The following is a 12,429-nucleotide window of genomic DNA, read 5'->3' as shown; positions in this document are numbered from 1 at the left end:
TTAAATTTGATTTTGTTTTTTGTCAATCAAAAAAACAGGCTGATCGCCTGTTTTTCGTTTTCTAATTTTGACTGCCCAGCAGATTTTTAAGCTCAGGGATATATGATTCCAGTGAAGCCGCCACAGTTTTTACCTGTTCGTTGGCTGAGGACAGCGCATCATAATCTTTGTTTTCGATGCCAGTTTTATATTCTGTCACCGCCGGTTTAAGCTGATTTGCCACATCGGTAAGCTTACTGTGAAGATCCACATAATCCTGAGGCACCTTATCATAACCAATAATGGCGTCACAGGCTTTATCCACCTGATCCAGCTGCTTATCCATATCCGATACCCATGCGCTGTCAGACAGAGAATCCTCTGTAAAGCCTGACAGTTTATCCTGAATATTCTGTACTGTAGTGGTCATCGAGGTAAACTGGCTGCCAAGAAATCCAAGGTACTCAGCCTTTCCTGCTGGCCCGTCCTTGCTGCCGCAGCCAGCCAATACCAATGAAGTCACCAAGACCGCCACTGTAGACATAAAAAGCTTCTTTTTAACTTTCATGTTTACCTCCGCAGCCTCCACAGCTGCCGCAGCCCTTTCCCGAAGCTTTGCAGCGCGCAGCGATTGTATCTTCTGTAATGCCAAACCAGTTGGCGATTTCCGTGTTGGACGGGTAACCGCCCTGCTTTACCAGCACACCGTCGATCAGGGTAATGGGCAAAACCTCGGGTCCTTCGGCATCCAGCAGGTTTTCAACCATTTCGTTTTCGGCAAAATCCTTTTTCATTCCGATTATATCATAGCGCTTCACCGTTTCCCCGGCGTTAACAAGTGCCTGAATCACCGCGTCCATACGCGCGTCTTCATCCGACACGTCAATGGCCGCCGGCTCGAAAAGCTCTAATACTTTCATTCGAATCCTCCCAATTTATGATAATCTCATTGTAACACCAAAATCTTAATAAATTCAGTTAAAAGTAAAGATATTCTTTCAAGACCACAAAAAAACAGCCCTTCTATCATTTACAAGGCTGTTTTTCTGCCGCTTCAGAGCAACGCGCTCAGAATATTTTCTCGGCCTGCCGCCGCACCATGTCCTGGCAAAAACTGCTGACAATTGGTTTCAAGCAGCTTTTGTAAAGAGTTTTTTACCTGCCGCTCGTCGTTGGCAAAGGGTGGATAGACCTGCTTGTTTCTATGGATAATAGCATCGCCAACCAATGCAATATCTTCATTCAAAATCAGACTCATGGAGCCCTTTGTATGGCCAGGTGTGTGAAGCACACGCAATCCCGGCCCAATGTACTGTCCATTTTCAACCGCCATGACATTTCTGCAGGGCTCAAAGCAAGTCCAAAGCCCAAGGGCTCCCGCCACGCTCACAACTTTTTTGGTAAAGGGAAGCGTTCCCTGGGGCAGCGGGCAGCAGCCGTCCCGAAGCGCTGTCCGCTCATGAGCATGTACGTAGACCAGACAATTGAATTTCTTTTGAAAACAGGCAGCATTTCCCACATGATCGGTATGGACGTGGGTTAAAATAATGCCGTCGAGCCCGCTGATTCCAAGCTTCTTAAGCTGCCGTTCAATACTCTGGCGCTCCATCACCACGCTGGTATCTACCAGATAGACAGCGCCGGCACACTGAATCACATAGCAATTACATTTTAAGGTATTTAAACGCTCAATGGTGATCCCGCCTGAGGTTGTCCATCTTTTCATCTCCGTCCCTCCTTCTGTCAATTCACATCTTTTATCCCGCCTTGACAGGCCGCCGGAACAAGCGTACAATGAATTCATTCTGATTACAAGTGAGGATAAATATGGAACCTATCTACCCTACCGACATTTATGAATACCTGCCCCACAGCAACTGCAAACGCTGCGGGGAAGATAACTGCATGGCCTTTGCCGACAAACTTTCTAAAAATGAAGCCAATCTCAGCAGCTGCGCTCCACTCCGGCTTCCTGAACAGGAGAGAAACCGGAAAGCGGTGGAAAAACTGCTGAATGGCTGACGTTTGCTTCGTTGCGCTCAGCCTCCCGCGCAGACGGGGACAAAGGTGACGACATCGCTGGGTTTCAGGCCTGTCCGCATGCCGTTGTGCAGATTGACATTATCGCTGTTCAGCAGGATCAGACACCGCCTGGCTTTCGCTGCCGCCTCTTTTCCATGGGCGGCTTTTATTTTTGCCAGCACCTCTTTAATATTTGCCGCCTCCAGTCTCTCCTGCGCTGTGCCGGTTAATGCCCTCAACGCTCCGAAATATTTTACTGTAATCATAAGCTTCCAAGCCCCAGGCGCTTGAGCGTTGGCCATGTTGGCACACCGCGCTCATCCCAGCCCCTCACCTTGTAGTATACCGGAAGCATTGTCTCGAGATCTACCCTGGTGCTGGGATCAGTTGGTTCCTGAAGTTCGTCTGTCAGCCGGCCTGGCAGGCTGTCATTCTCAGCAGTCAAACCTTCCCGCAGATTAAAGAGCCGTTCAATGGTAAAACCGCGCTCACCAACCTGAAGGAACTCTCCGGTCGTCATACGCATACCGGTAGCCAGCTCAATGGCCTTGCAGTGGGGCATCAGATACATGGTTTTAACAGGCAGCAGTCCCGGCATCAAAGGCCACATATTTCCAAGAACCCCCCGGGCCATGATCATAGCCTTTCCTGCCGTATGGGTTACCGGGCTGACTGGTCCCATATGATACAAAATCGACGGGATCATGGTCTGCATGGTGAACAGGCAGAAGCCTGCCGCCGAACCGGCTTCCATGCCGTTCTGCATAAAAGCGGTAAGCTCAGGCTTTCCCTTTGTTCCCTGTGCACCGACACTCATGACACCCACGGATTCCATCAGCGCCAGATAGCCGCCGTTCAGATGACAGCCTCCGCGGTTGGAGGTCGCATAGCCAAGGCCCATGCCAACTGAGCGCCGCGGCTCATAAGATGCCAGTTCCATGCCCTTAGCGTTGATGGCAAAATCTGCCCCGCCGTATTTTTGGGCCAGCCTGGCGCTGCCCTCAGCCAGCTCGTCACCAATGTCCTGGCGATACGCAATTTTTTCGATGATCTCCAGCAGGTTGCCGGTTTCCCCAAAGCGAAGTCCAAAGTCTGCCATTTCCCTTTCCTGAAGTTCCATGGCAAAGGCCAGTGTACCCGCCAGGGAAATAGTATCCAATCCCAGAATATCGGCTTTATAATTAATCTCATTGATCAATTCCAGATTGCTGTTTTCAATATTTGAGCCAAAAAGACCCACGGTTTCAAACTCCGGCCCTTTTACCTCGTGTCCGTCAACCATCACACGCCGCTCACACCGTATGGGACAGCTTACACAGCCACTGTTGCGGGTCAGGTACTTATCCGCAAGGGTCTCCCCGCAGATTTCCTCCGCAGCTTCAAACTGGCCCCTTTTAAAATTATGGGTCGGAAGCGCGTGTGAGGCATTGGCGTTATTTACCAGACCGGCAGTACCGTAATGGGGCAGGCTGTCACCCGTCATGGGATGATTCTGAATGAATTTCACCCACTTTTTCACATAGGCGTCAAAAGCTGGTTTGTTGTAAAGCTCTGGCCGTTTGGTTCCATAAGCCACAATACCTTTCAAATTTTTAACACCCATTACCGCGCCGCAGCCGCATCGTCCGGCTACCCGTTCGCCTGAAACAGCGCAGGCATAGCGCACCCTATTTTCTCCGGCCGGCCCGATGACCACCTTCCCATAAATCTTGGGAAAGCGTTCCTGAACAGCCTCGGCATCCAGCCCCCACAGGTTTTCTGCGTCACGAATCGTCACCTCGCCGTCCAGAATTTCCAGATATACCGGTTTTTCTGCTCCGCCCGCCAGAATAAGCCCGTCCACTCCGGCGCGCCGCATCATCATACCAAAGCTTCCGCCGCAGTTAGATGAGGCGATTCCCCCAGTCATCACATTTTTAAAGGTCATGTTAAAACGACTGGATGAGGGCGCACCAGTGTCCGTCATAATTCCTGTGTTGATAATCAGAATATTTTCTTTTGACAGAGGGTCTACACCCTTTGGCAGCAAATCATAAAGCAGCTTGGCTGCCAGCGTTTTACCGCCTAGATATGCCCTCACAACCCCTTCTTTGATGGGCAGCGAGCGTATTTTACCTGTGCTCAGGTTAATATGCAAATAATTCAAAGGCTTCATTGAATCACCTCCATGCGAATTGCTGAAAGAGGACACAGGCTTTCGCACAGGCCGCATCCCACACAGGCCTTTGGTTTGACCAGCTCTGCGTATACGCGGATATCGCCTTTAAAAGCCGGCATCGAAATTGCCAGACATCCAAATCGGCAGCCGTCCACGCACATTGAGCAGGCACTGCACACAGCTGGTTCTATCATTGGTTTTTTCCATTGATCCTTTGGCTCTTTATTCGTGATCTCTCCTCTGTTGTCCAAAATGGCAGCCTGTGGACAGGATCTTCCGCAAACACCGCAGTCGATACAGCGCTTGTCATTCACCACATGCTGCTTTTTCTTTTCACCGGTGATGGCCATCACCGGACAGTTTCTCGCACAGATCGTGCATCCGATACATTTCTCTGTAATGGTATAGGCCATCTTTATCCCTCGCTTCCTTGTTTATTATCTTTATTATAACAGGTTTTTTGTGAATTTGGGGAACAAAAAAGACTCTGATAAAAACTCAGAGTCTCTTGTTCTTTTGTATTCTTAATTTTAGAATTGACTTTACCGCGCTCGTTCTCTCGCTGTCGCTCGCTCCTTACTCGCTGCCAATTTTGTTTTCCAAAATTGGACGGCTTCGTCTTTATTTGAAAAAAACTTTATTCCTCCTTCGGAGGTTTTTTTCAAACAAGACGTTTGCTTCGTTGCGCTCGTTCTCTCGCTGTCGCTCGCTCCTTACTCGCTGCCAATTTTGTTTTCCAAAATTGGACTCAGCTTCAATAATCAACTGGTTCTTCGACGCAGTCCATGACCATTTTGGCGAAGGCCATGCAGGCGGTTTTACAGGCGGACTGAGTCCCGGTTACGATGGCGCCGCCGCGGTTGGAGACGGTTGGCGGTCCAAAGAATTTTACAACCTCTACATCAGCGGCTGTCAGAGCTTCATCGACGCCCATCATAGATTCCAGCGGAGGGCCGACAAGATAGGCGACGGATGAACCAACAGGCAGATCACAAACTTCTGCGAGGTAAGTACCAATTTTTGAGATAACCTGTGCATAAAATTGTACCCCGTCATCTTCACGGGCGCTGAACAGACAGGCATTGTGCTCGGTAAAATGTGTAATGGTCCGCAGACCGCTCTCAACATCGCTGATAGATGGCCCTGAGATAATGCCGATCATTTCTCCACCGTAGGCACAGCCAAGTCCCCCGTAGGTCGATTTGGCATAGCAGACCCGCACATTGGCCTTTTTGGTCGCTTCATCTGCCGCCACATAGCCAATATCCTCATTATCGGTGGTAAAAAGACCGATGTCAATGTGGCCTTCAGGCAGACCGAATTCTTCAATCATGATATCTTCAATGTCTGTCATCAGTTTGCTGGACAGAACATGTGCTTTCAATAAATCCCCGGTCATTTTTTGAACTCCCTTTTTTAAGATTTCTGTATTGTTTATTATCATACCATCTGTTATTTTGTTAGTAAAGAAGAAACTCTGCCCGAGTCATGGAAAAATTTGCACCAAAAATGATATATACCCCCTTTCCACAGACTATTCACACTTTTATCACGAAAAAACACAGTTTATCCACATGGTTATGCACAACCTGTGGACTTAATTCCTGTAATTTTCGTTAAAAGCCATTTTTTATTCTAAAACTTATCCACACTATCCACGTTAAAATGTGGACAAAAAGTGAACAAAAAGTGGAAAACTAATCTTTATATTCCTCGCAGGCTTGAACAAAAGCCTTAAGAGGAGGTGATAAAAACTTGTTTTTGTGATAAATCAGCGTAAAACTCCGCAGCAAACGGATTCCCTGGATCGAGAGTATGCAAAGCCGCCCCTGCTCAAAATCCCGTTCTACCAGGCGTTTGGAGAGCACTGCCAGACCCTGGCCATCCATTACTGCATTCTTAATGGCTTCTGTATTTGTACAGGTCCATTTTTCCACAATCTCCACACCTTCTCTGTCCAGTATCTTTTCAAAAAAGCTGCGGGCTCTGCTGCCTTTTTCACGTATCACAAAATATTGTCCCTGCAGTTCATCAAGACTGATGGTCTTTCGGCCGGCAAAAGGATGCCCCGTGCCACAGATCAACACCATTTCATCCTCCACTGCCGGTATCTGGATAAGGTCCTCGCTGCTTACCTCGCCCTCAACAAGCCCGAGGTCCAGATCACTTTTTAAAATCATAGACTCAATGACTGGTGTGTTGTCCACCAGAACTGTCAGTGTAACTGGCGGATTTTCTGCCTCAAACCGGCTCACCAGCTCGCTGAGAATGGTAGTTCCAACTGTCACTGTTCCGCCGATTTTAAGGGTTGTATGTTCAGTGGAATACTTCATCTCCAGTTCCATTTCATCAAACAGCGCCACAATATGCCTGGCGTAATCTAAAAGCCTTTCACCTGCCGGCGTGATGTAAAGCTTGCGGGAAAGCCGTTCAAACAGACGTACATTGTAGTATTTTTCAATATCCGCGATGGCCTGGCTGACAGATGGCTGGGCAATAAACAGCTGTTCGGCAGCAGCGCTCATCTTGCCTGTCTCCGCAACTGCCAGAAATACTTTCAGATGCCTGATAGTCATAATTATCCCCCATTGTTCTTCTATAGGTATTTAGCTATTAAACTGATTATAAAATACTATTTTACAATCGTCAAGAAATCCGTTAATCTATAGACTGAAGAACAAAGAATATTTTCACCTAAACGGAAAAGGAGATTTACAAGCTTATGAACATCGCACCTGAAGAAATTAAACGCGTCAAGGGACAGGGCTTCCTGTTCAATAATGACCACGAACATTTTGCTGCCCGCGTTATCACAGAGGACGGCGTTTTAAACGCCGCTCAGTTTGCCTGCCTGAGTGAAGCGGCTGAGAAATTCGGGAATGGCAACATTGCCTTTACCACTCGTCTTACCGTGGAAGTACAGGGATTGACCTGGGATGATATTGTACCTTTTCAGGAATTTATCGCTAAAGAGGGCATGGTAACCGGCGGTACTGGCCCAAAAGTCCGCCCTGTTGTTGCCTGTAAAGGAACGGTCTGCACCTATGGCCTGATTGACACACAGGGTCTTGCCCGCGAAATACACGAGCGTTTTTACGAGGGCTATCGGGACGTTACACTGCCTCACAAATTTAAAATTGCTGTTGGCGGTTGCCCAAATAACTGCGTAAAACCTGACCTCAATGACTTAGGTATCGTCGGCCAGAAAATCCCCAATTATAATGATGCGCTGTGCAAGGGCTGCAGCAAGTGCTCTGTTGAGGACCGCTGCCCAATGGATGCTGCCACTGTAACAGACGGAAAACTCGTCATTGACGAGGAAAAATGCAACAACTGCGGTTTATGTGTTGATAACTGCCGTTTTGACGCGATTCCTGACGGTGAAGTCCGTTATAAAGTTTATGTTGGAGGCCGCTGGGGAAAATCGATCCGCCGCGGCACTGAACTAAAAACATTGTTTACCCGCGGCGAAATCATGGATGTTGTGGAAAAAGCCATTCTCTTATACAAAAAAGAAGGGCAGAACAGCGAACGTTTTGGCTCTACCGTTGAACGCCTGGGCGCGGAAGCTGTAGAGCGCGCTCTGACCACCAATGATTTATTAGACGAAAAAGACAATATTTTGGGTATTGCGACCGTATCTGGCGCTACCTGCTGATTTTTTTAAAGGCCTCCAGAAACAATGGAGGCTTTTTATACGTTGTTTTTCACAGAACAATCTTCTATAATGAAATTATAATCAGGAGGTAACGCCTAATGTCTGTATCACTCAACGAAAAATTCTATCGTGTCATTGCAAATATCCCAGAAGGCCGGGTAGCCACTTACGGGCAGGTAGCTCTTCTGGCTGGCTGTCCCCGGGCTGCAAGAGCCGTGGGCGCTGCCCTCCACCATGTTCCCGCTCATCTGGAACTCCCCTGTCACCGGGTTGTCTTCAGTGACGGCTCCCTTTGCAAGGGACTTATTTTCGGCGGTCCTGGTATTCAGGAACAGCTTTTGAAAAAAGAAGGCGTGGCTTTTCTGCCAAACGGCAAGGTCAATATGCGGTGCTGTCTCTGGGAAATTGCTGAAGACTTTTCCCATTAAAAGGGAAAGCTGACAGCTTCACATCCTTAAAATACAGCTCCCTCAATACCGCATTATCCGCTGAAATACCAAGATTTTCAGCTATACCCTCAAGATGGTAATAGACCTCACGCACATCTTCCAACAGCTTTTTTTCTTATAACAAAATTTCTGTTTTTCATGTCCGCTGTCTGATTTTATGGTAAACTATTAAAAAACTCTGGGGTCTCTGACATGAAATCAAAAAATATTCAGAATACCCTCATTGCCTTTATTCAGACCTTTCCGGCACTATTGGCTTTTGAGGTTGTATATAAAATACTTTGCTCCGTTCTGCTGAAACCGCTGCTGTCATTTATCATGCAGATTTTTTTGAACCTCAGCGGCTACAGTCTGGCATTTAACGAGCGAATTCTTAATTTTTTTACCAATATTCCCGGGGTCATTACCCTCATCATCATGCTGGCGCTGGGCGCACTTATGGTTTATTATGAGTTTTCTGTCATCATCTTAATGCTCTACCACAGGCTTCATAAAAATCCAATCCGCCTTGGCACTGCCATGAAAATGGCTTTAACGACCTATAAAAGCCTTGAAAATTTTGGCTCGGTTGGTTTTACTGCCTATGCGCTGGGGCTCCTGCCGCTGATACATATCGGCTTACGCCCGTCGCTGCTGCCGCAGACCCGGATTCCCAATTTTATCACCGGAGAGCTGTCAAAAACCCTGCTTGGAAATATTGGTGTTTACCTGTTTTACGTGGTTATATTTGTACTTTTTGTTATTCTGCTTTTCGTACTGCCCGCCATGGTTCTGGACCGCGTTTCGTTCATGAAGGCTTCACGGCGAAGCTTCAGTATTTTAAAAAAAGGGCGTCTGCCTGATGCTTTAGCGCTTGGCATTTACCTGATTTTATGGATTGTTTTGTTTAACTTTCCAGGGTTTGTACCCACTTATTTCCCCGGTATCTCCGGCAACGGCCCTTTCACTGTTTTCCTGAGTCTCTTTTCAGGAAATATGTTTGCGCCGCTTATGGGCTTTCTGCTGGCAGGCCTGCTGCGCATCACCCTCATGCTTTTGCTTTTAACGATCCTGACTGCGGGCTACATCAGGCTCGACGGCCGGGTAAATATTGACGGGGAAGCCCTTCCCTTTATTGACGAAAGGCTTGGCCACACAAAGGAAAAGGCCATGAGTTTTTTTCATATTTCACGCCATACGGCCAAAAGCGCCTGGACGCATATCAAAGCCCATCCCTTTTTTATCAAACACCAGAAGCCCATTGCTCTTGGCGTTGTTATTCTGGCTGCCGTAGGCATGTTCAGCCTCTTTTATAACCCACCCGCTTTGCACAGCCCCATCGTCATCGGGCACCGCGGAAGCTCGGAGGGTGTGGAAAATACCCTCGGCTCCATCCAGGGGGGGATTGACCAGGGCGCTGACTACGCGGAAATTGACATTCTTTTATCTAAAGATAACGTGCCAATGGTCATCCACGACAGTAATCTCCAGCGTCTTTCCGGCGAAAATGTCAACGTCTATGACCTGACCGCTAAGGAGCTCGGTGAACTGACCTTGTTCCAAAACGACGCTAAGGGGAAGATATCAACTCTCGAAGAAGTAATAAAGGCCACAAAAGGACAGATCAAACTGCTCATTGAGTTGAAAACCCACGGACACGAAACCGCTGACGTTGCCGCTGAAACCGCCAAAGTCGTTGAAGCGCAGAATGATGAAAAAAATTGTATGTTCATGTCCCTGGACTACAGCCTGGTGGAACAGCTAAAAACCCTGCACCCCGAATATACGGTTGGCTACTGTGTCTACGGCAATCTGGGCAAGGCAGACACAAGGCGGCTGGTCAATATGGACATTGACTTCCTCACCGTTGAGGAGAATATGGTCACAAAAAGCCTGATCAGCAAAGCCAGAAAAGCATGGCTCCCGGTCTATGTCTGGACGGTGGATGAGCCCAAGGCCATGCGACAGTATCTCGATCTTGGGGTGCTCGGCCTGATTACCGATAAACCCGCCGCAGGCCGTGAGGTTATTGACCAACAAAACCCATGAAGCCAGTCGATGTTTGAAGCTGTTTAAAATGGGTATTTCTATTTTAATAATTACTAACCATTATAAAATAGAAGGAGATAATTGATATGTTTGATTTGACAGATAAAGTAGCGGTCGTCACAGGCGCCTCCAGCGGGTTAGGCGCAGATTCCGCAAGAGCATATGCGCAAAACGGCGCAAATGTTGTACTGCTTGCCAGAAGAAAAGAAAAACTGGAGCAGGTGGCCGCCGAAATTTCCGGAATGGGCCGAAAGGTTTTGGTCATTTCCTGCGATGTGACTGACGAAGAATGTGTTAAAAAAGCCGTTGAAGAAATAATCGAAAAATTTGGCAGAATTGATATTCTGCTCAACAACGCCGGCGTTGCTGTCCGCGGCGGTGTAGATACCCTGACCGTAGAAGACTGGGACCACGCCATGGATGTCAATGTCAAAGGGATGTTTATTATGAGCAAATATGTCGTCCCGCATATGAAAGAACAAAATTACGGAAAAATCGTTAATATCAGTTCTGTCAACGCGCTGATCGGGGACAAGGCCGATATGTTTATCCGCCACTCCTACAACGCCTCCAAAAGCGCGGTTCTTGGCCTGACAATCGGGATGGCTGCCTCCTATGGGCAATTTAATATCACCGTCAACGCCGTATGCCCAGGGCTTTTTGAATCCGAAATGACAAAGGATACGCTCTTTAAGTCTGAAGCCTTCCTTCAGGGGTACAGCGCCCAATGTCCTATGAGCCGTCCTGGAAAACGCGGCGAGGTCAGCGGACCGGTACTTTTCTTTTCCAGTGATGCTTCCAGCTATGTCACTGGCCAGCACATTGTCGTAGACGGTGGCACTTCAATCGTCTGACAAATAAATTTACGCCCTGTCATCTCCCCTCCGCACTGCTGCGCATAGTGGAGTGACAGGGCTTTTTATTTTACAGTCCAAAAATACGGCGGGCTTCCTGCATATTGACAACAACATCCACACCAAAGGGACAGCGCTTCAGACAGCTTCCGCATTCGATACAGTCTGAGGCGTGCACCGCCAGCGCTTTATAATGCTCAGCTGTGGCTCCTGGTAGTCTGCCCCCATGCTCTCTGGCGACATCCAGATATTTTGTCACTGCCGCCACATCAATGCCCATGGGGCAGGGCTGGCAGTGATTGCAGTACATGCATTGCCCCTGCATCTGAAAGCTGGGCGCTTCGGCAATAGCGCTGTAGTCCCTTTCCGCCTCAGTGCTCTGGCAGTAGGCTGCCGCCTCGTCAATTTCATGAAGCGTGGAAAGGCCAGGCAGCACAGACACTACTCCAGGACGATCCAGCGCATAGTGATAGCACTGCGCCGGTGTCATGGCTTTTCCAAAAGGTGAGCTTTCCGCTGACAAAAGCCGCCCTGCAGCCAGCGCTTTCATGACAGTAATGCCAATTCCAAGGGCCTCACAGAGCTGATACAAAGCGATTCTGGCCGGAGCGATCCCCAGCGCCCTTTCATCCACCGATACGCCTCTAAATTCCATGATATCCTCAACCTCCCTCTGTCCGTGGTCCAGATCATAGGCTGGGTTGAGGCTGAACATGAGCATCTCGTACAAGCCGGTCTCCACCTGTTTCATGGCAGTAACAGCATTGTGCGAGCTAAATCCAAGCTTTCGGATAACACCCTGGCTCTTTAAATCCAGGGCATACTCCAAAATACCGCTTTTTTCTACTGCTTCACAATCCTTTTCCGAATCCAGAAAATGAATTATCCCAAAGTCCACGTGGTCCTGCTTCAGCCGGTCCAGCATATCCTCAAAGGAGCGCTTCACCTCTTCCAGATTTCTGCTGCGGATATACTGCCCATCACCACCGCATACTGTACATAAATGCCCCTGTATCATCATTTTGCCAGGGTGCGTCCTTATTGCCTCTCCAATCGCATCTCTTATTTCCGGCTGGGGCATGTAAAGATCCAGCAGGTTAACGCCAAGATCCATGGCGTGGTGGATCATCTCAATGATTTTCTCCCCGGGCATTCCCTCCAGATAGACGCCTCCAAAGCCAATCACACTGACTGGTGTCTCGATCCCCTTTATTCTTCGATATTCCATAGCAATTGCTCCTTTCCCCATTTAACCGTATTATATCACCCTTTTCTCCTGCG

Annotated in this window: 14 protein-coding genes; 5 read left to right on the top strand and 9 right to left on the bottom strand. The window is 48.3% G+C overall.

What is annotated here, in order from left to right:
• Positions 1-61 precede the first annotated feature (61 nt).
• From FYJ53_RS00700 to FYJ53_RS00690, 3 genes are all read right to left on the bottom strand, one after another.
• Positions 62-547 (bottom strand): DUF6376 family protein, encoded by a 486-nt coding sequence (locus FYJ53_RS00700; RefSeq protein ID WP_148430280.1) that lies wholly within the window; start codon positions 545-547, stop codon positions 62-64.
• Complete coding sequence (locus FYJ53_RS00695; RefSeq protein WP_148430278.1) at positions 537-899, bottom strand: arsenic metallochaperone ArsD family protein; 363 nt, start codon at positions 897-899, stop codon at positions 537-539. The genes FYJ53_RS00700 and FYJ53_RS00695 overlap by 11 nt, the downstream gene beginning before the upstream one ends.
• A 134-nt stretch (positions 900-1,033) precedes the next feature.
• The gene (locus FYJ53_RS00690) at positions 1,034-1,705 is read right to left on the bottom strand and encodes an MBL fold metallo-hydrolase (RefSeq protein ID WP_187368003.1); all 672 of its coding nucleotides are present in this window, start codon (positions 1,703-1,705) and stop codon (positions 1,034-1,036) included.
• 101 nt (positions 1,706-1,806) lie between these two features.
• Between FYJ53_RS00690 and FYJ53_RS00685 the strand changes: the two genes are divergently transcribed.
• Positions 1,807-2,001, top strand: coding sequence for a (Fe-S)-binding protein (locus FYJ53_RS00685; protein WP_013378675.1), 195 nt, complete (start codon positions 1,807-1,809; stop codon positions 1,999-2,001).
• A 17-nt stretch (positions 2,002-2,018) separates the two neighbouring features.
• Here the strand turns inward: FYJ53_RS00685 and FYJ53_RS00680 are convergent, their stop codons facing one another.
• The 5 genes from FYJ53_RS00680 to FYJ53_RS00660 all read right to left on the bottom strand — a co-directional run bounded on the left by FYJ53_RS00680 (position 2,019) and on the right by FYJ53_RS00660 (position 6,735).
• On the bottom strand, positions 2,019-2,267 hold the full coding sequence (locus FYJ53_RS00680) for a MoaD/ThiS family protein (RefSeq protein ID WP_187368002.1): 249 nt from the start codon (positions 2,265-2,267) through the stop codon (positions 2,019-2,021).
• Positions 2,264-4,156: an aldehyde ferredoxin oxidoreductase family protein gene (locus tag FYJ53_RS00675; RefSeq protein WP_154556886.1), complete on the bottom strand. Its 1,893-nt coding sequence runs from the start codon at positions 4,154-4,156 to the stop codon at positions 2,264-2,266. Before FYJ53_RS00675 ends, FYJ53_RS00680 begins: the two co-directional genes overlap by 4 nt.
• A complete protein-coding gene (locus FYJ53_RS00670) occupies positions 4,153-4,572 on the bottom strand; it encodes a 4Fe-4S binding protein (protein WP_148430270.1) in 420 nt (139 codons plus the stop codon). Before FYJ53_RS00670 ends, FYJ53_RS00675 begins: the two co-directional genes overlap by 4 nt.
• 341 nt (positions 4,573-4,913) lie before the next feature.
• The gene (gene eutL, locus FYJ53_RS00665) at positions 4,914-5,558 is read right to left on the bottom strand and encodes an ethanolamine utilization microcompartment protein EutL (protein ID WP_058693179.1); all 645 of its coding nucleotides are present in this window, start codon (positions 5,556-5,558) and stop codon (positions 4,914-4,916) included.
• Positions 5,559-5,856: 298 nt separating this feature from the next.
• The gene (locus FYJ53_RS00660) at positions 5,857-6,735 is read right to left on the bottom strand and encodes a LysR family transcriptional regulator (protein WP_148430269.1); all 879 of its coding nucleotides are present in this window, start codon (positions 6,733-6,735) and stop codon (positions 5,857-5,859) included.
• 146 nt (positions 6,736-6,881) lie between these two features.
• On the opposite strand from FYJ53_RS00660, the gene FYJ53_RS00655 reads away from it, so the two are divergent.
• From FYJ53_RS00655 to FYJ53_RS00640, 4 genes are all read left to right on the top strand, one after another.
• Positions 6,882-7,817 carry a 4Fe-4S binding protein gene (locus FYJ53_RS00655; protein ID WP_013378669.1) on the top strand — a complete coding sequence of 312 codons (936 nt, stop codon included), beginning with the start codon at positions 6,882-6,884 and terminating at the stop codon, positions 7,815-7,817.
• 98 nt (positions 7,818-7,915) lie between these two features.
• On the top strand, positions 7,916-8,245 hold the full coding sequence (locus FYJ53_RS00650) for an MGMT family protein (RefSeq protein ID WP_148430267.1): 330 nt from the start codon (positions 7,916-7,918) through the stop codon (positions 8,243-8,245).
• 213 nt (positions 8,246-8,458) lie between these two features.
• Entirely contained in the window at positions 8,459-10,294 is a 1,836-nt protein-coding gene (locus FYJ53_RS00645) for a glycerophosphoryl diester phosphodiesterase membrane domain-containing protein (protein ID WP_148430265.1), read from the top strand.
• An 86-nt stretch (positions 10,295-10,380) separates the two neighbouring features.
• A complete protein-coding gene (locus FYJ53_RS00640) occupies positions 10,381-11,148 on the top strand; it encodes an SDR family NAD(P)-dependent oxidoreductase (protein WP_013378665.1) in 768 nt (255 codons plus the stop codon).
• A gap of 70 nt (positions 11,149-11,218) precedes the next feature.
• On the opposite strand, the gene FYJ53_RS00635 is transcribed toward FYJ53_RS00640, so the two are convergent.
• Positions 11,219-12,376, bottom strand: a complete 1,158-nt coding sequence (locus tag FYJ53_RS00635; protein ID WP_187368001.1) for an aldo/keto reductase — start codon at positions 12,374-12,376, stop codon at positions 11,219-11,221.
• Positions 12,377-12,429 lie beyond the last annotated feature (53 nt).

It is taken from the genome of Eubacterium sp. BL-380-WT-2B (genome assembly GCF_009696115.1).
GTDB lineage: Bacteria > Bacillota > Clostridia > Eubacteriales > Eubacteriaceae > Eubacterium > Eubacterium callanderi.
The sequence above is the reverse complement of the archived record's forward strand: the minus strand, read 5'-3'. Positions and strand labels throughout refer to the sequence as shown.

What these genes read in the sequence shown, in the direction of transcription:
- FYJ53_RS00700 (WP_148430280.1), bottom strand. Translation starts at nt 547, where the DNA reads ATGAAAGTTAAAAAGAAGCTTTTTATGTCTACAGTGGCGGTCTTGGTG.
- FYJ53_RS00695 (WP_148430278.1), bottom strand. Translation starts at nt 899, where the DNA reads ATGAAAGTATTAGAGCTTTTCGAGCCGGCGGCCATTGACGTGTCGGAT.
- FYJ53_RS00690 (WP_187368003.1), bottom strand. Translation starts at nt 1,705, where the DNA reads ATGAAAAGATGGACAACCTCAGGCGGGATCACCATTGAGCGTTTAAAT.
- FYJ53_RS00685 (WP_013378675.1), top strand. Translation starts at nt 1,807, where the DNA reads ATGGAACCTATCTACCCTACCGACATTTATGAATACCTGCCCCACAGC.
- FYJ53_RS00680 (WP_187368002.1), bottom strand. Translation starts at nt 2,267, where the DNA reads ATGATTACAGTAAAATATTTCGGAGCGTTGAGGGCATTAACCGGCACA.
- FYJ53_RS00675 (WP_154556886.1), bottom strand. Translation starts at nt 4,156, where the DNA reads ATGAAGCCTTTGAATTATTTGCATATTAACCTGAGCACAGGTAAAATA.
- FYJ53_RS00670 (WP_148430270.1), bottom strand. Translation starts at nt 4,572, where the DNA reads ATGGCCTATACCATTACAGAGAAATGTATCGGATGCACGATCTGTGCG.
- eutL (WP_058693179.1), bottom strand. Translation starts at nt 5,558, where the DNA reads ATGACCGGGGATTTATTGAAAGCACATGTTCTGTCCAGCAAACTGATG.
- FYJ53_RS00660 (WP_148430269.1), bottom strand. Translation starts at nt 6,735, where the DNA reads ATGACTATCAGGCATCTGAAAGTATTTCTGGCAGTTGCGGAGACAGGC.
- FYJ53_RS00655 (WP_013378669.1), top strand. Translation starts at nt 6,882, where the DNA reads ATGAACATCGCACCTGAAGAAATTAAACGCGTCAAGGGACAGGGCTTC.
- FYJ53_RS00650 (WP_148430267.1), top strand. Translation starts at nt 7,916, where the DNA reads ATGTCTGTATCACTCAACGAAAAATTCTATCGTGTCATTGCAAATATC.
- FYJ53_RS00645 (WP_148430265.1), top strand. Translation starts at nt 8,459, where the DNA reads ATGAAATCAAAAAATATTCAGAATACCCTCATTGCCTTTATTCAGACC.
- FYJ53_RS00640 (WP_013378665.1), top strand. Translation starts at nt 10,381, where the DNA reads ATGTTTGATTTGACAGATAAAGTAGCGGTCGTCACAGGCGCCTCCAGC.
- FYJ53_RS00635 (WP_187368001.1), bottom strand. Translation starts at nt 12,376, where the DNA reads ATGGAATATCGAAGAATAAAGGGGATCGAGACACCAGTCAGTGTGATT.